Genomic DNA, 22046 nt, shown 5'->3' with positions numbered 1-22046 from the left:
GCGCAGCTCGGCCCCTCTCGACCCGGTGCGCGGCCGCTTCGACGTCTGGGCGCCCCGCGCGCAGACGCTGACCCTGCAGGTCGGCGACGAGCGGGTGCCGATGGCCCGCCGCTCCGACGACTGGTGGACGCCCACCGGACCGGTGCCCGACGGCGAGGTCGACTACGGCTACCTCGTCGACGACGCCGACCGTCCGCTGCCCGACCCGCGGTCGCGACGCCAGCCGGGCGGGGTGCACGAGCTCTCGCGCACCTTCGACCCGGGTGCGCACACGTGGTCCGACGACGCATGGACGGGGCGACAGCTCGCGGGCTCGGTCGTCTACGAGCTGCACGTCGGGACCTTCACCCCCGAGGGCACCTTCGACGCCGCCCTCGGCCGGCTCGACCACCTGCGCTCGATCGGCGTCGACCTCGTCGAGCTGCTGCCGGTCAACGCCTTCAACGGCACCCACAACTGGGGCTACGACGGTGTCCTGTGGTCGGCCGTGCACGAGCAGTACGGCGGCCCCGCGGCGTACCAGCGCTTCGTCGACGGCTGCCACGCGGCCGGCCTCGGCGTCATCCAGGACGTGGTCCACAACCACCTCGGGCCGTCGGGCAACTACCTGCCGGTCTTCGGGCCCTACCTCAAGGCGGGCGCCAACACCTGGGGCGACCTGGTCAACCTCGACGGCGAGGGCAGCCACGAGGTGCGCCGCTACATCCTCGACAGCGTGCGGTCGTGGTTCACCGACATGCACGTCGACGGGCTGCGGCTCGACGCGGTGCACGCCCTCGCCGACGAGTCGCCGACCCACCTGCTGGAGGAGATGGCGGTCGAGGTGGCCGGCCTGTCGGCGCACCTGCGCCGTCCGCTCACCCTCATCGCCGAGTCGGACCTCAACGACCCGCGGCTCRTCACCCCCCGCGAGGGCGGTGGCTTCGGGCTCGACGCGCAGTGGAGCGACGACTTCCACCACGCGCTGCACGTCGCGCTCACCGGGGAGACCGACGGCTACTACGCCGACTTCGAGCCGCTCTCGGCGCTCGGCAAGGTGCTCACCCGCGGGTTCTTCCACGACGGCACGTTCAGCTCGTTCCGCAACCGTCCGCACGGCGTGCCCGTCGACGTCGAGAGGATGCCGGCCTGGCGGCTGGTCGTGGCCAACCAGAACCACGACCAGATCGGCAACCGTGCGCGCGGCGACCGGATCGCCGAGTCGCTGGACGACGACCAGCTCGCCTGCGCGGCCCTGCTCACGCTCACCTCGCCGTTCACCCCGATGCTCTTCCAGGGCGAGGAGTGGGCGGCCTCGACACCCTTCGCGTTCTTCACGTCGCACCCCGAGCCGGAGCTGGGCCGCGCGACGGCCGAGGGCCGGCTGGCGGAGTTCGAGCGCATGGGCTGGGATCCCGCAGTCGTGCCCCACCCGCAGGACCCGGCGACGTTCGAGCGCTCCAGGCTCGACTGGGACGAGCTCGGGGCCGGGCGGCATGCGGTGCTGCTCGACGCCTACCGCAGGCTGGGCGCGTTGCGGCGCGAGCTGCCCGAGCTCACCGACCCGGACCTGCGGCGCGTGGACGTGGACGTCGACGAGGACGCCCGCACCCTGGTGATGCGCCGCGGTGCGGTCACCGTGGTCGTCAACGTCGGCACCGCGGCGGCGCGCGTCGAGCTGCCGGGGGAGCACGAGGTGCTCTTCACGACGCCGTCCGGTGCCACCCTCGTCACCGACGGGCTCGAGCTGCCCGCCCACGCCGGGGCACTGCTGCGGCGTACACGCTGAGTCCTACCCCTGTGGGTGTGCGTGGTTGGCCGTCGGCCGAGCGCGGTGGGTAGACAGGCCCGCATGACGACAGGAAGAGGGACGTCCGGGATCGTCGCGTTCACCGGAGGCTGGGACACGCAGGTCGTGGCCACCTCCGTGCACGCGGGACACGACCTGCGACCTCGCGTCGCGGAGGCCATGGTGCTCGGCGAGGACGTCCGGCTGCGCGAGGAGGACCCGCACACCGACGTCATCGCCACGGCCGTGGAGTCCCGTGCGCTGACCTTCAGGTCCCGCTTCGAGGTCGACCTGAACCGCCCCCGTGAGGAGGCGGTCTACCGCAAGCCCGAGGACTGCTGGGGCCTGGACGTCTGGGCCGACGGCACCCTGTCGGAGGAGCTGACGGCCGGCAGCCTCGAGGTGTACGACGAGTTCTACCGACTCCTCGGCGAGCAGCTCGACGCCGTGGCGGCCCGCGGACCCTTCGTCCTGCTCGACGTGCACTCCTACAACCACCGTCGCGACGGCGTGGACGCCGAGCCGGAGCCCGCCGAGGACAACCCGGACGTCAACGTCGGAACCGGCACCCTGGACCGCGATCGCTTCGGCGACCTCCTCGGCGACTTCATGACCACCCTGTCGGCGCAGCAGGTCGCCGGCGAGTCCCTCGACGTGCGGGAGAACGTGCGGTTCCAGGGTCGTGCCGTGTCGTGGTTCGTCCACGACCGCTACCCGGGCGTCGGCTGCTGCCTGGCGCTGGAGTTCAAGAAGACGTTCATGGACGAGTGGACCCGGGAGGTCGACCACGCCGGCCTCGCGGAGACCGTCCGCGCCCTCGGCGCCACCGTCCCCGTGCTCGAGCGGGCCCTGGCCCGGCTCCGGTGAGCCCGGCTCCGGTGAGCCCGGACAGCGAGCCGTCGGGCCCCTCGTCGGCGGCGCCGGGGATCGCTCCCACCGACCGCGCGACCGACCACGCCCTGGCCCAGCTCTCCGGGAGCTTCCGCTTCCTCCTCGACATCACGCCGGTCGACGCCGACGACGTCAAGGACGACTTCCTCGCGGGCAAGGACCCCGAGCCCGACTTCACCTACCGCGAGCTCGAGACCGACCCGGAGGTCGTCCGGGTGATGCTCGACGACATCGACGTGTCGTCCGTCGAGGACGCCACCCTCGGCCACCTGCTGCGTGCCAAGCACCGCGAGATGGAGCTGCAGCTCGACATGCTCCGGGCGCGGGAGTCCGACGACTTCCTGCAGCTGAGCATCGAGCTCTACGGCGGGGTGTCGCCGGCCCTGCGCCGGCAGGCCGAGGCGCTGCTGGAGACCGTCACCGAGACGGAGCCACCGGGCGAGGCCCTCGACGCCGAGGAGTTCCTCGCCCTGGCCGAGGCGGAGATCGCCCACTACCGGGAGGTCGACCCGGACCTGGAGATGCACGCCGCGATCAGGCCCGACGTCAACGGTGTCATGGTCTCCGGCGACACGCTTCTCATCAGTCCCGAGTCGCGGGTGCAGCGGGCCCGCGCCGTCGCCCTGCTGCACCACGAGGTCGGCACCCACCTCGTCACCCAGGCCAACGGCGCCCACCAGCCGATCAAGGTGCTGGGCGTCGGGCTGGCCGGCTACGACGAGACCCAGGAGGGCCTGGCCGTGCTCGCGGAGATCGCGTGCGGCGGGCTCACCGCCTTCCGCCTGCGCCAGCTCGCCGGGCGCGTCGTGACCGTGCACCGCCTCATCGGCGGCGCCACGTTCGGCGAGGCCCACGAGGCCCTGGTGGCGGACGGCTTTCCGCGCGGGAGCGCGTTCACGACCGTGATGCGCGTCTACCGGTCCGGAGGGATGACCAAGGACGCCATCTACCTGCGCGGCCTCGTCGAGCTGCTCGAGCACCTCGGCGGGGGCGGCGCGCTCGACCTGCTCTGGCTCGGCAAGTTCTCGCTGGGCGACCTGCCCCTGATCGGAGACCTGCGCGACCGGGGCGTGCTGCACGAGCCACGGGTGCTGCCCCGCTACCTGCACGACCCGGCTGCCGCGGCCAATCTCGACAGGGCCGCCGGGACCGAAGATCTCAGCACACTCCTGGAGGGACACCCATGAAGATCGGCTTCGTCGTGAACGACATCGAGACCGAGCAGGCGCAGTACACCACCAACCGACTGGCCCTGGCGGCCAAGGAGATGGGGCACGAGGCCTGGTACATGGGCATCGGCGACTTCGCCTACGAGCCCGACGGCTCGCTGAGCACCAAGGCCCGGGCGGGTGACGCCAAGAGCTACCGCTCGCTCGAGCGGCACCTGGCCGACGTGCAGAAGCCCGAGGTCGAGCAGCTCATCGGGCTCGACGAGTTCGACGTGGTCATGCTGCGCAACGACCCGGCCGACGACGCCGAGAGCGACCCCTGGCGCAACAACGCCGGGGTGGCCTTCGGCCAGCTGATCGCCTCCAGCGGCGTGCTGGTGGTCAACGACCCCACCAGCCTGGCCAACGCCCTCTCCAAGGCCTACTTCCAGCACTTCCCCGAGGTGGTCCGGCCGCGCACCCTCATCTCCCGCGACGAGGCCATGATCGAGGAGTTCATCACCGACCTCGGCGGCAAGGCCGTCCTCAAGCCGCTACAGGGCTCCGGCGGCGCGGGCGTCTTCCTCATCGACCGCAAGGAGGCGCCCAACCTCACCCAGATCATCGAGGCGATCTCCCGCGACGGCTACGTCGTCGCGCAGGAGTACCTCCCCGAGGCCGTCAACGGCGACGTCCGGCTCTTCGTGATGAACGGCCAGCCGCTCCAGCACCGGGGCGAGTACGCCGCGTTCCGGCGTACCAACAAGACCAAGGACATCCGCTCCAACATGTCCGCGGGCGGCACCGCCGAGAAGGTCACGGTCACCGACGAGATGCTCGCCATGGTCGAGGTGGTGCGCCCCAAGCTGGTCGCCGACGGGATGTTCCTCGTCGGCCTCGACATCGTCGGCGACAAGCTGATGGAGATCAACGTCTTCAGCCCCGGCGGCCTCGGGAGCGCGCAGAGCCTGTACGAGGTCAACTTCGCGCCGGCGATCATCGGTGAGCTCGAGCGCAAGGTCAACATCCGCCGGCACTACCCCGAGATCGACAACACCAGCCTCGCGACGAGCTGACGGGTCGGCCGGGCGTCTGCTGAAACAGCCCCCATGACGAGGGTCCGCATGTCATCGTGTACGGCGGAGGTGAGGGGCATGACCAGCAGTGAGCGCGTCGTCGCGCCCGAGCGCCCCCACCAGGGCGGGTGGGGCGAGCCGGCCTCCCGCACCCAGCTGTGGCGCATCGCGGACGACCTGCGGCGTCGCTCGGGCTTCGGGATCTGCGCCATCGAGGTGCGTCGCAGCGACGACATGATGGAGTTCGTCGCGATCGCCACCGACGACCCGGCCGCGCGCGAGCTCGAGGGTCAGAGCTCCCCGCTGGAGGCGATGTACCCCGCCGTCGAGCTCGGCCAGGTGGTCGGCACGTTCACCTTCGTGGCGTGGGAGGCGATGACGGAGGAGGCGTGGGAGCGCATCGAGCCGTACGTCGTCGTCCCCGACGGTGAGGTCTCGGCCGACCCGGACGCGTGGCACCCGCAGGACATGCTCGTGGCCCGGCTCCTCGACGCCTCCGGCCGCCTGCGCGCGTTCGTCTACTTCGACGTCCCCCACTCACGCCGCCGACCCACGCGCGACGACCTGCTCGCCATGGGCACCGACCTCGACGTCGGCCTCCAGGCCGTCATCACGACCGTCGAGCGCGAGGAGTACGCCGCCCGCATCCGGCTGGCGACCGGCGCCCGGGCCGTGGTCCGCTCGGCGGTGAGCCGGCACGGGCTCGACGAGCTGCTGCGGATGGCCGGCCAGGAGCTGCTGCAGTCGTTCCGGGCCCAGGTGCTCGTCGTCGACGTCTTCGGCGAGACCCTGGTGGTGCACCCGGACGGGGCCCTCGAGGCGCCGGACACGTCGCTGCACGCCGCCGTGCAGGCCTCGGCCCGGGCGTGCTGGGCCGGTCAGCGGGTGCTGCTCATGGACGGTGCGCGCCTGTGGGGCGACGACGACCTCGACACCGACCGGCGCGACGAGCTGGTCGATTTCCTGGCCTCCGCGGGGCTCGGACAGGTGGTGGTGGTCCCCGTCGGCGCCGGCGACGAGGCCCTCGGGATGCTCGTCATCGCCCGCGCCCCCGGGAGGGCGGCGTGGACCGACGACGAGAGCTCGGCCGCCCTCGACGTCGGGCACGACCTGGGCCGCGCCATCCTCAACGCCCGGGCCTCGCAACGCGAGCGTGAGGCGGCCGAGGAGCTGCGCAGGGTGGACGCCTACCGCGCGGGTCTCGTCGCCACGCTGGCCCACGAGCTCAAGAACCCGATCGGGGTCGTGGCCGGGCACGCCGAGATGCTGGGCTCGCTGGCTGACGTCGAGGGCCTGCCCGCCTCCGCCCAGGTGTCGCTGGACGCGATCAGCCGGGGCGCCGACCGCCTCGCCACCCTCGTCGAGGACCTGATGACCCTGAGCAAGGTGGGCGATCCGGCGCGCGAGCTCGACGCCGTCCCCGTGGACCTGGGTCGACTCATGGGCACGGTCGTCGAGCAGGCGACGCTCGCGGCCGCGCAGCGCGACGTCACGCTCGTCGTCTCGGCCCCGCCGGCACCCGTGGCGGTGCTCGGGGACGAGACCTCGCTGACGAGCATGGTCACCAACCTGGTCACCAACGCGATCGGCTACTCCGACGCGGGCGGCAGCGTGCGGGTCTCGCTGGGGCGCCACGGGGACGACGTGGTCCTCGAGTGCTCCGACGAGGGGCTCGGCATCTCCGTGGAGGACCGGGCCCACCTGTTCACCGAGTTCTTCCGCAGCACCAACCGGCAGGCCCTGGACCGGCCGGGCACGGGGCTCGGTCTCACGATCACCAAGCGCGTCGCGGAGCGCCACGGCGGTCGGATCGAGCTCGACTCCGAGCTCGGGGTGGGGTCGACGTTCCGGGTCTTCCTCCCGGTCGCCGAGCCGCCGGAGGCCCTCGTCGTCACCTGGTGACGGGCGGGCGGCTCACTGCTGGCCGAGCACCTCGTCGACCCAGGCGGGGACCAGCTCGGACGCCGGACCGCGGCGCGACTGGTGGACGTCGCCGCTCGCCTCGCTCGGGTCCAGGTTGAGCTCCAGGGTCTGCTTGCCGTTGCCGAGGGCGTAGTGCACGAAGGCCGCGGCCGGGTGCACCAGGCCCGACGTCCCGACGGTGACGAAGAGGTCGCACGCCCACAGCGCGTGCTCCACGGCGTCCATGTCGTAGGGGACCTCGCCGAACCACACGACGTCGGGCCGCAGCGTCGCAGCCCCGCAGCCGGGGCACGGGGGCCGGTCCCTCAGCGTCCCCTCCCAAGCGGTGCGCTCGTCGCACGTGGTGCACCACGCGGCCCGCAGTCGTCCGTGCATGTGGTGCACGCGCCGCGAGCCGCCGCGCTCGTGCAGGTCGTCGATGTTCTGGGTGACCAGGTGGAGCCGGTCGCCGAGCGCCTCCTCGAGCCGGGCCAGGGCGCGGTGCGCGGCGTTGGGCCGGACCCGGGCGAGCGCCGCCCGCCGCTCGTCGTAGAACCGGTGCACGAGGTCGGGGTCGTCGTCGTACGCCTCGGGGGTGGCGACGGTCATCGGGTCGTGGCCCTCCCACAGCCCGTCGGCGTCGCGGAAGGTCGGGAGTCCGCTCTCCGCGGAGATCCCGGCTCCGGTCAGGACGACGATGCGCATCGCACCAGCCAACCACGCCCCCGTCAGCGCACCAGCTTGGCCTCGTACATGGCGGCGTCCGCCGCGGCGACGAGCGACGGACCGCTGTGCTCCTGCGACACGACGACACCGACTGAGCCCCGTACGTCGATCGACGCGGCCTGCCAGGGCAGGGAGAAGGTCACGGCGTGGCGCACGCGCTCGGCGAGCGATCCTGCCGCGCCCCGCGGGACGCGGGTGGCCACGATGAACTCGTCGCCACCGAGACGGGCGACCAGGTCGTGCGGACGAGCCGCGGCGCGCAGCCGGTGCCCCACCTCGACCAGCACCGCGTCGCCGGCGGCGTGCCCGAGGGTGTCGTTGACCGCCTTGAACCTGTCGAGGTCGGCGAAGGCGACGACGACCACCTGGTCCGGATCCAGGGTCGCGAGCTGCGCGTCGAGCCACGGCTGGACGACCCYGCGGGACGCGCAGCCGGTGAGGGGGTCGGTGTCGGCCTCCTCGCGGGCGCGCCTGACGGCCTCCTCGCGCTCCACCTCGGCGCCGATCAGCCTCGCGAAGAGTCGCATCGTCGGCAGGTGCCCCTCCACGTCGTCGGCCGCCAACGAGTCCGCGGCGCACAGGGTGCCCCACACCTGCCCGTTCGACGTCGTGACGGGGACGGAGGCGTAGACCTGGATCCCGAGCGACCGGGCGGCCTCGCTGTCCCCCCAGACCGCCGGCACGTCGGTCGTGCAGGGGCTGTCCTCGTCGATAGCGCGCTTGCAGAGGGTGTCCGTCCAGGGCACGAGAAGTCCCTCGGGGATCTCGAAGTCGTCGCGCGTGTTGCGCGCGAAGCGGATCTCCTGCACGTCCTCCGCCTCGTGCACCACCGTCAGGTACGTCGAGGCCAGGCCGGTCAGGTCGCGCAGTGCGTCGAGCAGCGGGCGGCTGAGCCGCTCGAGGTCGAGGGCGCTGTCGAGGGCCGCGGCGACAGCCGCCAGACCAGTGACGGCAGGCGTCGCCGGGGGTGCATCGAGCGCCCGCACCAGCGGCGCCACGACCTCGGCGAGCCCCACGAGCACGTCCCGGTCGCGCGCGTTCAGCGAGCCGTGCACCTCGTGGCCCACGGCGCACAGCGTGCCGAAGACCGTGCCGTCAGCGTCGCTCAGGGGCACCCCGGCGTACGACACGATCGGGACGGACGCCGGCGAGGGCATCGCCAGCGGGCCGGGCTCCGTACGGGCGTCCTCGACGAGCATCGGTCCCTCGGCCGCGACCCGAGCACACCAGGTGGGGTCGAGGGAGTCCGCCAGCCGCGTGGGGCCGGGCGTGCCGTCGGCGTACGCCGACTGGAGCACCGGGCGGCTCCCGGCGTCGTCCAGCACGCTGACGAAGGCGATGTCCATGCCGAGCAGCTCGCAGGCCACGGTGAGCAGGTGCTGCAGGGCCGCCTGCGGCTCGCCGGAGGCCAGACGCGCGAGCGACTGCAGCGCAGGAACAGGAGTCACGCGCGCCACCGGGGTCAGAAGTACCAGGGGTACGGCGACCAGTCGGGGTCGCGCTTCTCGAGGAACTGGTCGCGGCCCTCTTGTGCCTCGTCGGTCATGTAGGCCAGCCGGGTGGCCTCGCCGGCGAAGAGCTGCTGGCCGACGAGCCCGTCGTCGAGGAGGTTGAAGGAGTACTTGAGCATCCGCTGGGCGGTCGGGGACTTGCCGTTGATCCTGCGGCCCCACTCCAGGGCGGTGGCCTCGAGGTCGGCGTGGTCGACCACCCGGTTGACCGCACCCATCCGGTGCATCGTCTCCGCGTCGTACTCGTCGGCGAGGAAGAAGATCTCGCGGGCGAACTTCTGGCCCACCTGCCGGGCGAGGTACGCCGAGCCGTAGCCGCCGTCGAAGGAGCCGACGTCGGCGTCGGTCTGCTTGAAGCGGGCGTGCTCGCGGCTGGCCAGGGTCAGGTCGCTCACCACGTGCAGGCTGTGGCCACCGCCGGCCGCCCATCCGGGGACGACGCTGATGACGACCTTGGGCATGAAGCGGATCAGTCGCTGGCACTCCAGGATGTGGAGGCGGGCCAGCTTGGCCTTGTCGATCGGGTTCGGGGGGGCGCCGGCGTCGTCGTGGCCGCCGGTCTCGTACTGGTAACCCGCCTTGCCGCGGATGCGCTGGTCCCCGCCGCTGCAGAACGACCACTTGCCGTGCTTGGCCCCGGGTCCGTTGCCGGTCAGGAGCACGCAGCCGACGTCCGCGCTGGTGCGGGCGTGCTCGAGGACGCGCAACAGCTCGTCCACGGTGTGCGGGCGGAAGGCGTTGAGCACGTCGGGGCGGTCGAACGCGATCCGCACCGTGCCGTGGGCCCTGGCGCGGTGGTAGGTGAGGTCGGTCAGGTCCTCGAATCCGGGCACGTCGTCCCACTGGGACGCGTCGAAGATCTCGGACACTCCGTCGATCGCACTCATGACGGGCAACCTAATGCCCGCGACCCGGCGTACGACGACCCGGCCCTCTGGAATCCGCGGCCCGGGCGTGGTGTTGTGGCGAGCATGACACTGACAGGCGAGTACGTCCCGAGCGCGACGCGGTGGGTGCGCGACAACGTTGCCGAGTACGAGGCGACCGACGGGGAGAAGGGCGGCACCCTGCCGGGCACGCCGTACCCGGTCGTCGTCATCACCTCGGTCGGGGCGACCTCCGGCAAGCTGCGCAAGAACCCGGTGATGCGCGTCGAGCGCGACGGCGCCTACCTCGCGGTGGCGTCCAAGGGTGGCGCGGACGACGACCCCGCGTGGGCCGACAACTTCCGCCGGCACCCCGAGGTCGACCTCCAGGACAAGGCGGAGAAGCACACCTACCGGGTCCGCGAGCTGTCCGGCGACGAGCGGGCCGACTGGTGGCAGCACGCGGTCGCCACGTGGTCGACCTATGCGTCGTACCAGGAGAAGACGGACCGGGAGATCCCGATCTTCCTGCTCGAGCGCAGCTGACGGATCGAGGCGTTCGCGGGGTGCGGGCGGCTCGGGGCGTCGATACTGACGCGGATCCTCGTCCGTCGAACCCCGGAGCGCCCAGTGTCCCGTCGCCCTGTCCTCGCCGTCCTGGTCGCCGCGCTGCTCGGCGCGGCCGTCGTGGTGCCGTCCCATGCCGCCTCCGCCGCGGCGGTCCCCGCCGACCACGTGAAGGAGTGCGCCGCCCAGGGGCTGCACGGCACGTCGGAGATGACCCTGGTCTCCAGCCAGGTGGGGCAGGACCGATCGGGGACCCACGCGTCGCGTGCCCGGGTGTGGCTGTACGCCGTGCCCGGCGGCGATGAGCGCTGTGTCGTCGCCGAGGCGACCGGGGCGCGGGTGGCGCGGCGGGCCGGGGCGGAGACGACCTACTCGGTGGGTCACCAGCTGCTGCAGAGCGGGGTCGCGGTCGTGGACTCCGGCGAGACGCTCCCCTTCTCCGACGAGGTCGTGCGGACGGGCGGCGCCACCGGGCGGACCGCGCTGCTCGCCGACGAGGGCCGGTTCGTCGAGGTCGAGACGGTCCCGGCGGACGCCGCGGACTCCTTGCCTCCGGGACTGGCCGGACTCGCCGGTCACGAGGTCACGCTCACCACGGCCGAGCTGACCGTGCGCTTCTACCCGAGCGCGTGGACCTCGGTCCGCCTCGCCCGGCCGATGTCCGCGGCGAGGGCGCGCACCAGGCAGGCCGCCGAGGTCGCTGCCGCGCGGAAGGTCCTAGAGGCACGGCTGGCCGCGGCCGCCGCGGAGCGCGACGCCACGCTGGCGCAGGCCCTGACCGCGACCGGGCTGACAGCGGCGTGGCTGACCTTCTTCGCCGCCGAGCACTTCGAGACCAGCACCGGCACGGCGCGGGCCGTGTTCGCAGCGAGCCGGAGGATGGCCCGCGAGCACGCGCGACAGGCTCGACGTGGCGTCGACATCCACCAGGACTACGCCCACGAGATCACGCTGGTCGTCCCGATGCGCTGACCTTCCTCGCCGTCGCCGGCTGACCACCGGACCGGCCAGAGTGACGGATCGCAGCGGACCCGCCCAGAGGGGCGGCAGATCGCGGCCGGCAGCGCGTCGGGGACATAGTGGTGCCGCTGACCGTGTCGGGCTGGGGCACGACTGGCGGGAGACGACGACCGGCCGGGTGGAGGGGGTGTCGTACGCCGCCAGTTGCGGTGGCGACCCGGCTGCCCGTGTCGGGCCGCGGCACAACTGGCGGGAGACGACGACCGGCCGGGTGGAGGGGGTGTCGTACGCCGCCAGTTGCGGTGGCGACCCGGCTGACCGTGTCGGGCCGGGGCACGACTGGCGGGAGACGACGACCGGCCGGGCGGAGGGGGTGTCGTATGCCGCCAGTTGCGGTGGCGACCCGGCGACCCGACGACCCGACGACGTGGGCGGCTACACCCGGCTGATGGTCTGCGCGAGCCCGAGCAGGTGACCGAGCCGGGCGAGCTCGGAGTCGAGGAAGTCCGGTCCGCCGCGGCGACCGAGCACGATGACGTCGCCGTCGATGGGGGCGGCGCACAGCAGGGTGACGTCGTCGACGCCCTCGAGCCGGCTGGGACGCTCCAGACCGATCCAGCCGAGGGTGCCGGGCGCGGAGTCCGTGGCCCGGACGACGGACCCGTCCGGAGCGATGCGGGTGGCCCAGTCCACGCGGAAGGTGACCGGCAGCAGGTCGAGCACCCGGTCGATCGCGTGCGCGGGCTGGGTGGTCAGCTCCTCGACCACCTCGAGGTCGAGGAACAGGTTGCCGCCGGCGGCGTACCGGTTGATCCAGAGCACCTCCACGCCGTCGATGGCGTTGCACGCCGAGACGACGGAGTCGGGCATGGTCCCGGGGCTGATCTCGAGGAGCACGTCGTCGACCGCGCGCCCCTCGGAGCCCTTGTCCACGATCTCGATGGCCTCGATGTCGCCCCCGGCCTCACCGATCGCGCTGGCGACGCGACCCAGCGATCCCGGGACGTCGGGCAGCGAGACACGCAGGAGGAACGGCATGACTCGAGGCTAGCGGCGACGTGTTGCGGACGTGTTGCCCGTTCCGCAGCGTGGGCTCGGTGCCCGCAGGAGCTCAGGGCGTGCTGTCACTGCCCGGCGAGGCGCACCCGCAGGCCGCTCGCCCGCTGGGCCTGCCTCGCGACGGCGGCACGGACCGCCGGCTCGGGACCGATGACGCGCACGCGTTGCTGGGCGCGGGTGACGGCGGTGTAGAAGAGCTCGCGGGTGAGCAGCCGAGAGTCCACGTCGGGCAGCAGCACGCTGACCACGTCGGCCTGGCTGCCCTGGCTCTTGTGAATGGTCATGGCGTGCATCGTCTCCACGTCGCCCAGCCGCGACGGGGCGAAGTGGAGGGGCTCGGGTCCGGACCCCGCGATGGCCACCCGCCGTCCGCCGTCGGGCATCGCCACCACGACCCCCGTGTCGCCGTTGTAGATGCGCAGCGCGTGGTCGTTGGCCGTGACCAGCAGGGGGCGGCCGAGGTAGTCGCGCTCGTAGAGCGGGTCGCCGGTCTCGGTGGCCAGCCACTGCTCGATGCGCCGGTTCCAGTGGCGTACGCCGTAGGGGCCGTCGCGGTGGGCACAGAGCAGCCGGTGGCGGTCCAGGGCGGCGAGGGCCCGGGCCATGTCGCCGGCCACGGCGGCGTCGCGGACGGCCAGCGCGGCCGGCAGGGCGGTGCTGCGGATCTGGGAGGCCGGATCGGCGTCGGTCACCCACTCGACGGCCTCGTGCCCCGCGGCCAGCACCTCCAGGGCCGCGTCGGCGTCGCCGACGCGCAGCGCCTCGGCCAGGGCCCGGATCTCGGCGCCGAAGCGGTGGGTCGTGCGCAGGGCGGCGACGGGGGAGTCGGGGCGGCCCTCGTAGCCACGGACCAGGTCGGTCAGGACGGCTCCGGCGTCGACCGACGAGAGCTGGTCGGGGTCGCCCACCAGGACCAGCCGGGCATCGGGACGTACCGCCTCCAGCAGGCGGGCCATCATCGTCAGCGACACCATCGACGACTCGTCCACGACCACCACGTCGTGGGGCAGCCGGTTGCCGCGGTGGTGGCGGAAGCGCGTGCTGTTGCCCGGGAGYGGGCGCAGCAGGCGGTGCAGGGTCATCGCCGACAGCCCCTCCAGCCGGGCCCGGTCGACGTCGCCGAACCGTGTCGCCGAGTCGTGCACCGCTTCCTCGAGGCGGGCGGCGGCCTTGCCGGTCGGCGCGGCCAGGGCGACGCGCAGCGTCTGGCCGCGGGCGTGCGCCTGCTCGTGCAGGGCGACGAGCAGTCCCGCGACGGCCGTGGTCTTTCCGGTGCCGGGACCGCCCGTGATGACGGTCGTCCACTGCGCGGCGGCCCCGCGGCAGGCGACCTGCTGCTCGTCGTGACCCTCGCCGAACACGCGGTCGAGGGCCGCGTCGACCACGGCGGGGTCGTGGGGCGGGGTCGAGGCGGCGCGGCTGGTCAGGTCGTCGAGGACCTGGGTCTCCTGCTCGTGGTAGCGGTCGAGGTAGAGCAGCCCGTGCTCCCAGTGCAGCACGCCGAGATCCACCAGCGGGCTCGCGCCCACGGCGGCGGCCCACTCGGACGCCTCGGGCCACGGGAGGGGCTCGTCGACCGGCAGGTCGGGGACGGTCGCCAGGTCGAGGCAGATGGAGCCGGCGCGGACGGCCCGCGCGGTCAGGGCGATGGCGAGCAGCACGGTCGCGTCGGCCTCGCCGCCGAGCCGCCCCAAGTTGGTGGCGACGTGCACGTCCGCGGAGGTGATGACGCCGGCCGCGTTGAAGGTGGCGAGGAGCCCGTCCGCCGCCAGCGCGAGCCGGGCGTCGGTCGGGTCCACGACCTCGAAGACGTCACTCATCCACTGACTCCGTCCAGCAGGTCCGACAGCTCCTCGACGAGCGCGACCGGGGGCCGCCAGGCGAAGACCCCGCACGGCGCACCCGCGACCCGGGGCGTGTCCGGGCCGCACATGCCGCGCAGGTAGAGGTAGAGCACCCCGCCCAGGTGGGCGGCCGGGTCGTAGTCGGGCAGCCGCCAGCGCAGGTAGCGGTGCAGCACGACGACGTAGAGCAACGCCTGGAGCGGGTAGTCGGAGTGGCCCATCGCCTCGTCCAGCACCGCCGGTCGGTAGTCGTGCGCGGTCAGCGGCGCCGCCAGGTCGCCCAGCCAGTTGGTCTTGTAGTCGGCCGTCAGGTAGCGCGTGCGGCCCTCGACCTCGACGCGCAGCACCAGGTCGATCGAGCCGGTGAGGTAGCCGGTCAGGGGCTGTCCGGACAGTCCGTCGTCGGCGGCGAGCGCCTCGGCGTAGCCCCGGACCGGGTCTCCCTCGGGCAGGTGCCGACGCAGCAACGGGGCAAGGTCGCCGAGGCGCACCGTGTCCACGGGGTACGCCGCGTCGTCACCGCCTGCCAGCGGCAGCTCGAAGTCGAGCTCGGTGAGCCGGTCGGAGGCCGCCACCTCGAGCAGCGTGGCGTCCGCCGCGAGCGGCCCCAGGGGGCTCGTGCACACGGCGACGAGCGCGTCGGCGAGCTCGTCGGCGTCGAGGTCCACCGGCCACCAGACCCGCTGCTCGGCGACGTGGGTGAGCACCTCGGCCCGGAAGTCGGCGGCACCGGGGTCGGCGTGCTCGAGCACCGCGTGGACCAGCGACCCGAAGGTGGCGCCCACCGGCAGCGTGGCCATCGGCGAGGGCGTGGCCGTGAGCGAGAGGTCCGGGTCGGCCGTGGCGGCCTCGACGTCGAGCAGGCCGAGGTCGTCGTCCTCGAGCTCGGGCACCTCCTCGGGCTCGGAGAGGGTGCGCTCGGCGCCGTGCGGGGTAGAGGCCGCCGCGGAGAGCGAGGAGTAGGAGGTGCGGCGCCAGGCCGTGTCGACCGCGCGGGTGAAGCGGCGTGCCGCGAGCTCGTGGGGTGAGTGCTCGAGGGGCGTCGGGTCGGGCGGCGGACTGTCGGCGAGCTCGGGCTCGGGCCCGCCCGCCGCCCGCCAGTGCCCGAGGATCTCCACCACGCGGTCGTCGTCGACGACGGCCTGCTCGTCGGGCACGGCGGCCGTCCCGGGGCGGCGCCCGAAGAGCATCCGGTGCAGGGGGGAGGCCGGGGTGTTGAGCGCCGCCGGGGCATACCAGGCCACGACCTGCGACTGGGCCCGGGTGAGCGCGACGTACAACAGGCGCAGCGACTCGCCGCTGTCCTCACGGCGGTGCCGCGCGACGTGGTCCCCGCGCCACGGGCTGGCTCCGCCGACGTCGCGGGCGCGACGCCCCTCGGTGTCGTGGAAGAGGGGCACGTCGGGGTCGTTGCCGGTGTAGCGGTTCCACAGGGTGGGGACGTAGACGATGGGGTACTGCAGGCCCTTGCTCCCGTGGATCGTCACCAGCTGCACGGCCTCGGCGTCCGAGTCGAGCCGACGGGTGCGCTCGGAGGCCACCTCGACCTGCTCGTCGTCCACCTGGGCGCGCAGCCAGGCCAGCAGCCCGACGATGCCGAGGCGCTCGTCGACCGACAYCTTGTGCAGGGCCTCGCCGATGTGGCGGAGGTCGGTCAGGGTGCGCTCGCCGCCGACCCGGGCCAGCACCCGGGCGGTGAGGCCCTCGACCACCGTGGCCTCGAGGACGGCGGCCACTCCCCGGGCGGCGAAGACGTCGGCGAGGGTGCGCACCCGGTCGGCGAGCCGGTCGGTCTCGTCGTCGCCGCCGGCGTCGAGGTCGAGGGCGGAGACGCCGAAGAAGGACGTGAGTGCGGCCGCGCGGACGCGGTCGGTGCGGTGCGGCTGCTCGACGGCCTCGAGGAGGGTGAGCCACTCGGTCGCCGCGGGCGTGTGGAACACGGTGCCGCCCGAGCTGATCACCGCGGGGACACCGAGGTCGGCCAGGGCCTCCTGGACGGCCTGGAGCTCGGACCGACGGGCGGCCAGCACCGCGACGTCACCGGGCGCCACCGGGCGACCCGCGAACGTGGCCCCGCCGAGGAGCAGCCGCTTGATCTCGCGGGCGACGTCGAGCGTCACGTGGTCTCGCCACCGCCCGACGGCCACCTTGGCCCGGGGTCCAGCCCCGATCTCGGCGCGGCGGACGACGCGGACCCGGAACGGGTCGCCCGCGCCCTCGAGCCGAGAGCCCGGGTGGGACGCCTCCACGGGGTGCACCACGATCCGCTCGTCGCCGAGCTCGGCGGCGCGGAGCATCGCCTGGAGCCGCTCGAGCAGCGCCTGGTCGGAGCGGTAGTTGACGCCCAGGGTCTGCGTGGTGCCCGCGGTGCGGGCCGCCTCGAGGTAGGTCACGATGTCGCCACCGCGGAAGGCGTAGATCGCCTGCTTGGGGTCGCCGATGAGGACCATCGTGGCGGCACCGGTGAACGCGCGGTCGAAGACCTGCCACTGCACGGGGTCGGTGTCCTGGAACTCGTCGATCAGCACGACCTTCCACCGGTGCCGCATGCGGGCGCGGGCGGGGGCGTCCTCGTCGGCCAGGGCGTCGGCCAGCTGGACCAGCAGGTCGTCGTAGCTCAGGACGCCCAGCCGGCGCTTGCGGGTGTCCAGCTCGTCCAGCACGTCGAGGGCGAACTGGACGCGCGCCGCCGCCTCGGAGTCCGGGGCCTCGGCGAGCGCCAGGTGCGGCTCGACCACCGCACGGGGGTCGCCGACGACCTCGCGGGCCATGCGCAGGGCGACGTCGCGCGACCACGGCGGCGTCCGCTCGCCGGCGAACCGGGCGAGGTAGAGGTCGTCGACCACCTCGGTGGTGAGCTGATCGAGGTCCTCCACCAGCGTGGCGGACGCGTCGGTGTCTCCCGCCACCCCCAGGCTGCGCAGCACCAGCTGGCAGAACTGGTGGATGGTGGCGATCGTCGCCGCGTCGAAGGTGACCAGCGCGTCGGTGAGCCGTCGCGTCCGCCCACGCCGCTCGGCGTCGTCGGCGTCGAGCAGCCAGGTGTGCAGGTCGCTGGGCTCGCGCACGCCGGTCGGGTCGGCGAGCACCTCGGCCGCCTCGACGAGCTGGGAGCGCACGCGCTCGCGCAGCTCCTGGCTGGCCGCCCGGGTGAAGGTGACCACGAGCATCTCGTCGAGCGTCGCCTCGCCCGCGGCGACGTACTTGGTGACGAGGGCCGCGATGGTCCAGGTCTTGCCGGTGCCGGCGCTGGCCTCGAGCAGGGTGGTCCCGGTCGGGAGGGGGTCGAGGATCGAGAACGTCTTCACAGCGACCTCACCAGCTCGCGCCCGTCGCTGAGCAGCGGGCCCCACGTGAGCCAGGCGTAGTGCGCGAGCCGGTGCGGTGCCGGTCCCGTCTCGTCGCCCCGCAGGGGTGCGGCGAGCAGGGAGTACGGCGCGTGCTCGCCGAACGCGCGGACGTGCCAGGCATCCTGGTCCTCGCGCGGGAAGCCGGACTCGTTGAAGCGCGGCGTCGTCCACTCGCGGTCGGCCTTGACGTCGGGATCGGCGTCACGGCCGGTCATGGCGAACCGGTAGTCCTCGGCGTAGGCCAGCGAGGTCCGCACCGGCAGGGGCAGGGGCTCGCACTGGCCGCGGTCGTGGACGTCGATGAGCTGGCGGAGCCACTCCCGGGCCTCGTGCTGGGGCAGCGGGCGCACCATCGCGACCTGGCCCCCGCTGCGGTGCTTGCCGACGGTGTGCGCCGTCCAGTTCTCGTCCGGACGGCCGGCCGCGAGCACCAGCGCGTCGATCCAGGCGGCGAGGCGGTGCTTGGCGCCGAGGCTCGAGTAGCTGACCGAGACGAGGTTGTTGCCCCAGACGTTGCCGACGGTGCCGGTGAGCCGGCGGTCCCCGAGGTCGATGTCCACGTCGAGGGAGCGGGCCGGGCCGGTGCGCAGCGCCAGCCCGTGGGTGACGAGGGGGCGGACCTTGGCCACGATCGAGGTGAGCACGCCGACCCCGAGCTCGCCCGGGGGGAGCAGGCCGCGCAGCTGCTCGGCCACCATCCCGGTCTGCGGGTYGGCCCCAGCCAGCACGTCGCCGACGAGCCGGTCGCCGACGGCCCACTGCTCCAGGCCGTCGAGGACGATCGGGACGGCGTCCTTGGCCTCGTCGGCGTCGTAGGGCGTCGCGACGCGCAGGCGCCCGCGGAAGAAGCCACGCACCGGGTGCTTGAAGAAGTCGTGGAGGTCGGCCAGTGCGACGTCGCTCGAGGAGGCCGGGGCCGGCAACGGCTCGGGCACCAGCTCGCGGACCTCGGTCCGGGGCCGGCGTGCGGCCAGGGCCCCGGCGAGCGCCGTCTGGTCGAAGGTGAACGGCTCGGACCCGCTGAGGCGACCGGCGACGAGGTTGACCTCGTCGAACGGCTGGAGCGGGTGGTGGACGAGCACCCGGTCGCGCGCGGGATCCGCAGCGGTGCGGTCGACGGCGTCGAGCAGCTCGCCGAGCGGGACGGCAGGTGGGCGCGCGGCGCCGTTGTGCTCGCCGTGGCCGGTGTAGGTCACGACCAGCGTCTCGGTGGCGGCCCCGATCGCGTCCAGGAGGAGCTGGCGATCCTCGGACCGTAGGTCGCGCTCGCCGGTGAGGGGTCGCCGGGCCAGCACGTCGTCGCCGTCGATGGAGGCGATCCGGGGGAACACCCCGTCGTCGAGCCCGACCAGGCAGACGACCCGGTGCGGGACCGAGCGCATCGGGACCATCGTGCAGACGGTCAGGGTGCCGGTGCGGAAGTTGGAGCGTGTCGGTCGACCGCGCAGCCGGTGCTGGAGGAGGGCCCGGACGTCGGCGTGCCGCAGCGTGGTGGCGGCCCCGCTGACGCTGGTCGTGATGCGGCCCATCTCCCGGTCGAACTGCGCCAGCTGCCAGGCGTCGGCCAGCTCGGTCGCGGTGAGCGCGTGCACCGCGTCGGCGATGGCGGAGGTCCACTCCTCGACGGTCTGGGCCCGCTCGGCGCGCCCGGTGAAGGAGTGCAGCCGCTCCACGAGCTCGGCGAAGCGTCCGGCCAGCTCGAGGTCGCCGTCGCCCACGTCGTCGATCGGCAGGGTGCCCCCGACGAACCGGTGGCCCTGCCCGGACATCGCCGCGCCGAGGAGCACGCGTCGCATGCCGAAGCGCCAGGTGTTGGCGTCGACGGGGACGCCGAAGGCGCGGCGGTGCGTGGCGTCGTAGCCCCAGCGGATGCCGGACTCGGCCACCCAGTGCGACACGCGCTCGAGGTCGTCGTCGCCCCACCCGAAGCGGGCCCGGACCGGGTCCGCCCCGGCGAGGTCGAGGACCTGGGTGGCGGTGAGTCGTCCGCCGGCGAGCTCGACGAGGGCAGCTGCCACGCCGAGCAGCGGGTTGGTGGCGCCGAGCGAGCGGTCCGCGAGGCGCACGCGCAGCTGGTGGGCCGGGTGGCCGGCACCGTCGGCCGTGACGTCCGCGAGCCCGAAGCCGGCCGAGATCAGGGGTGCGTAGGACTCGATGTCGGGGCACATCACGAGGATGTCGCGCGGCTCGAGGGTCGGGTCGTCCTGGAGCAGGCCCACCAGCACCTCGCGGAGCACGTCGACCTGCCGGGCCGCGCCGTGGCACGCGTGGACCTGGACGGACCGGTCGTGCGGCGTGCGCCGGGCGCGGACGTCGGGCGTGGGGGCGGCGTTGGCCCGTAGGTCGTGCTGGAGCCAGCCGAGCATCGAGTCGGGCAGCGGCGGGGTCTCGCCGACCGTGACCGGGGCCTCGCCGAGCCCGCGCCGCAGCTCGCGGGCGTCGCGCCCGAGCGAGGCGAGCAGCGGGTGGCCGACGGCGTCGGCGGACGCGTCGCGGGTGCGCGGCACCGGACCCTCGGAGGCCGTCGGGGTGAGGGCGCGCCACAGCGTGGTGGACGCCTGGGGCAGCCAGAGATGGACCTCGCGCAGCTCGCCCAGCGCCTGCAGCAGGGCGACCTCGGTCACCGGCAGGCGGGTGTGGCCGAAGAGCGAGAGCCGCGGCGGCAGGTCGAGGTCGCCGCCCCCCGTGCGGAGCCGCTGCACGGTCTCGGTGTGCCGGACGTCGGGAGGGGTGGTGCCCACGTGGACCAGCAGGCGGCGCCAGAGCTCGGCCTGCCACCGCAGATCGGCGTCGAGCGGAGCCCCGGCACCGTCGGTGTCGCGTCCCTCGCGCCAGGCGGTGACCAGCGCCGGCCGCTGGACGGCGTACGACGCGAAGAGCCCCGCCAGCCGTCGGGCCACCGCGTAGCGTCGAGCCTTGCGCTCGTCACCGGGGTCGAGGTGGCCGAGGTGCCGGCTGAGGGCCTCGAAGCCGGTCTCGCCCAGGCAGTCGTCGATCACCTCGAGCAGCGGCCACGCGAGCCGGTCCGGCTCCCACGGGTCGTCGGAGTCCCGGCCGAGCAGCATCGCCACCAGGGAGTGCGGGGTCACGAAGTCGACCCCCGCGCACACCCCGTCGCCGAGCCGGGCGCCGACACCGAGCCGGTGGCTGAGCCGCTGGGTCAGCCAGCGCTCGACCCCGCGGGCCGGCACCACCACGACCTCGCGCGCGAAGGGGTCGTCGAGCGGCGTCGCCAGCAGGTCGGCGAGGCCGTCGGCCAGCGCGTCGGTGCGCTCGGCGACGTGGAGGTGCAGGGCCATGGCGTCACCCTGCCATCCGGCACCGACAGCACCTCGACCCGGACACGCGACGCGGAGCAGGTGCGCCCGACCTCGGGGGCTGGCTACCGTCGGGACATGGATACCCCGGTCGTGCTCCTGGACATCGACGGCACGCTCGTCGACTCGACCTACCACCACGCCATCGCGTGGCACCGGGCCTTCGCCCGCCACCACGTCGACGTACCGCTGTGGCGCATCCACCGCTCCATCGGGATGGGCGGGGACAAGCTGGTCGCCGAGGTCGCGGGCGACCGGGTCGAGGCCGACCACGGAGACGCGCTCCGTGAGCGCTGGGAGGAGGAGTACGCCGCACTGGTCGACGAGGTCACCCCGCTCCCGGGCGCCCGGGACCTGGTCGTCGACCTCCACCAGCGCGGCCTCGTCGTGGTGCTGGCGTCCTCGGGCGCCGAGCGCTTCAGCCACGAGGCCGTGCGGCTGCTGGACATCGCCGACGAGGTGGCGGCGGTGACGTCGTCGGACGACGCCGAGGACTCCAAGCCCGACGCCGACATCCTCGGCGTCGCCCTGGACCGGGTGTCGGGTCAGCGGGCGGTCCTGGTCGGGGACACGCCGTACGACGTCGAGGCGGCCTCCCGCATCGGCCTGGCGTGCGTGGCCGTGCTCACCGGCGGCTACGCGCGGTCCGAGCTCGAGGAGGCGGGCGCCGCCCTGGTGGTCGAGGCGCCGGCGGACCTCGTCGGGCTGGACTGGGAGGAGCTCGTACGTCCGGCGCGTCGCTGAGGCCCGCGCGGAGCGACGGGGGAAATGCCACGAGGGACACCGACCCCCATCGATGTCCCTCGCTGCCGTCCGTGGACGGCGTCTGCCCCTGCGGGGTCAGTGCTTGAACGCGTCCTTGACCTTCTCGCCGGCCTGCTTCACGTCCGACTTGGCCTGGTCGTTCTTGCCCTCGGCCTCCATGCGGTCGTTGTCGGTCGCCTTGCCGGTGGCTTCCTTGCCCTTGCCGGTCAGGTCCTCGGCCGCGTTCTTGATCTTGTCGTCAAGACCCATGACACACACCTCGTTCGCACGCTGGTTCCCGGACGGGCCGGGCTGCC

The 22046-nt window shown here is 73.6% G+C and carries 16 protein-coding genes; 8 read left to right on the top strand and 8 right to left on the bottom strand.

Translation table 11 applies throughout. The features are described 5' to 3' along the window. The first annotated feature begins 25 nt into the window (after positions 1–25). The 5 genes from treZ to AC1DQF_RS09495 all read left to right on the top strand — a co-directional run bounded on the left by treZ (position 26) and on the right by AC1DQF_RS09495 (position 6785). Positions 26–1768: a malto-oligosyltrehalose trehalohydrolase gene (treZ, locus tag AC1DQF_RS09515; protein WP_477524983.1), complete on the top strand. Its 1743-nt coding sequence runs from the start codon at positions 26–28 to the stop codon at positions 1766–1768. Between the two features lie 63 nt (positions 1769–1831). After that, entirely contained in the window at positions 1832–2635 is an 804-nt protein-coding gene (locus tag AC1DQF_RS09510; protein ID WP_477524982.1) for an N-formylglutamate amidohydrolase, read from the top strand. 11 nt (positions 2636–2646) lie between these two features. Next, positions 2647–3846 (top strand): flavohemoglobin expression-modulating QEGLA motif protein, encoded by a 1200-nt coding sequence (locus AC1DQF_RS09505; RefSeq protein WP_477524981.1) that lies wholly within the window; start codon positions 2647–2649, stop codon positions 3844–3846. Beyond that, a complete protein-coding gene (locus AC1DQF_RS09500) occupies positions 3843–4883 on the top strand; it encodes a glutathione synthetase (RefSeq protein ID WP_477524980.1) in 1041 nt (346 codons plus the stop codon). Before AC1DQF_RS09505 ends, AC1DQF_RS09500 begins: the two co-directional genes overlap by 4 nt. A gap of 78 nt (positions 4884–4961) precedes the next feature. Beyond that, on the top strand, positions 4962–6785 hold the full coding sequence (locus AC1DQF_RS09495; protein WP_477524979.1) for a sensor histidine kinase: 1824 nt from the start codon (positions 4962–4964) through the stop codon (positions 6783–6785). Positions 6786–6797: 12 nt separating this feature from the next. On the opposite strand, the gene AC1DQF_RS09490 is transcribed toward AC1DQF_RS09495, so the two are convergent. Genes AC1DQF_RS09490 through AC1DQF_RS09480 form a run of 3 tightly spaced genes read right to left on the bottom strand, consistent with a single transcriptional unit; the run spans position 6798 to position 9909 of the window. Continuing rightward, entirely contained in the window at positions 6798–7490 is a 693-nt protein-coding gene (locus AC1DQF_RS09490; protein WP_477524978.1) for an NAD-dependent deacylase, read from the bottom strand. A 23-nt stretch (positions 7491–7513) separates the two neighbouring features. Further along, on the bottom strand, positions 7514–8959 hold the full coding sequence (locus AC1DQF_RS09485; RefSeq protein WP_477524977.1) for a diguanylate cyclase domain-containing protein: 1446 nt from the start codon (positions 8957–8959) through the stop codon (positions 7514–7516). Positions 8960–8973: 14 nt separating this feature from the next. Further along, positions 8974–9909: a 1,4-dihydroxy-2-naphthoyl-CoA synthase gene (locus tag AC1DQF_RS09480; RefSeq protein ID WP_477524976.1), complete on the bottom strand. Its 936-nt coding sequence runs from the start codon at positions 9907–9909 to the stop codon at positions 8974–8976. Between the two features lie 84 nt (positions 9910–9993). Here AC1DQF_RS09480 and AC1DQF_RS09475 point away from each other — a divergent pair, with 84 nt between their 5' ends. Both AC1DQF_RS09475 and AC1DQF_RS09470 read left to right on the top strand, forming a co-directional pair. After that, on the top strand, positions 9994–10434 hold the full coding sequence (locus AC1DQF_RS09475) for a nitroreductase family deazaflavin-dependent oxidoreductase (RefSeq protein WP_477524975.1): 441 nt from the start codon (positions 9994–9996) through the stop codon (positions 10432–10434). 84 nt (positions 10435–10518) lie between these two features. After that, a complete protein-coding gene (locus AC1DQF_RS09470; RefSeq protein ID WP_477524974.1) occupies positions 10519–11427 on the top strand; it encodes a hypothetical protein in 909 nt (302 codons plus the stop codon). Positions 11428–11850: 423 nt separating this feature from the next. Here AC1DQF_RS09470 and AC1DQF_RS09465 read toward each other — a convergent pair whose 3' ends face one another. From AC1DQF_RS09465 to recC, 4 genes are all read right to left on the bottom strand, one after another. Further along, positions 11851–12453 (bottom strand): ACT domain-containing protein, encoded by a 603-nt coding sequence (locus tag AC1DQF_RS09465; RefSeq protein ID WP_477524973.1) that lies wholly within the window; start codon positions 12451–12453, stop codon positions 11851–11853. Between the two features lie 86 nt (positions 12454–12539). Further along, positions 12540–14294, bottom strand: a complete 1755-nt coding sequence (gene recD, locus AC1DQF_RS09460) for an exodeoxyribonuclease V subunit alpha (RefSeq protein WP_477524972.1) — start codon at positions 14292–14294, stop codon at positions 12540–12542. After that, positions 14291–17626 carry a UvrD-helicase domain-containing protein gene (locus AC1DQF_RS09455; protein WP_477524971.1) on the bottom strand — a complete coding sequence of 1112 codons (3336 nt, stop codon included), beginning with the start codon at positions 17624–17626 and terminating at the stop codon, positions 14291–14293. Before AC1DQF_RS09455 ends, recD begins: the two co-directional genes overlap by 4 nt. Then, positions 17623–20967 carry an exodeoxyribonuclease V subunit gamma gene (gene recC / locus AC1DQF_RS09450; protein WP_477524970.1) on the bottom strand — a complete coding sequence of 1115 codons (3345 nt, stop codon included), beginning with the start codon at positions 20965–20967 and terminating at the stop codon, positions 17623–17625. The genes AC1DQF_RS09455 and recC overlap by 4 nt, the downstream gene beginning before the upstream one ends. Positions 20968–21063: 96 nt before the next feature. Here recC and AC1DQF_RS09445 point away from each other — a divergent pair, with 96 nt between their 5' ends. Beyond that, complete coding sequence (locus AC1DQF_RS09445) at positions 21064–21729, top strand: HAD family hydrolase (protein WP_477524969.1); 666 nt, start codon at positions 21064–21066, stop codon at positions 21727–21729. Between the two features lie 96 nt (positions 21730–21825). On the opposite strand, the gene AC1DQF_RS09440 is transcribed toward AC1DQF_RS09445, so the two are convergent. Next, on the bottom strand, positions 21826–21999 hold the full coding sequence (locus AC1DQF_RS09440) for a CsbD family protein (RefSeq protein ID WP_477524968.1): 174 nt from the start codon (positions 21997–21999) through the stop codon (positions 21826–21828). Positions 22000–22046: the final 47 nt, after the last annotated feature.

This window comes from Nocardioides sp. P4_G4 (genome assembly GCF_056401085.1).
This window is presented reverse-complemented; position numbering and strand designations above follow the sequence as displayed.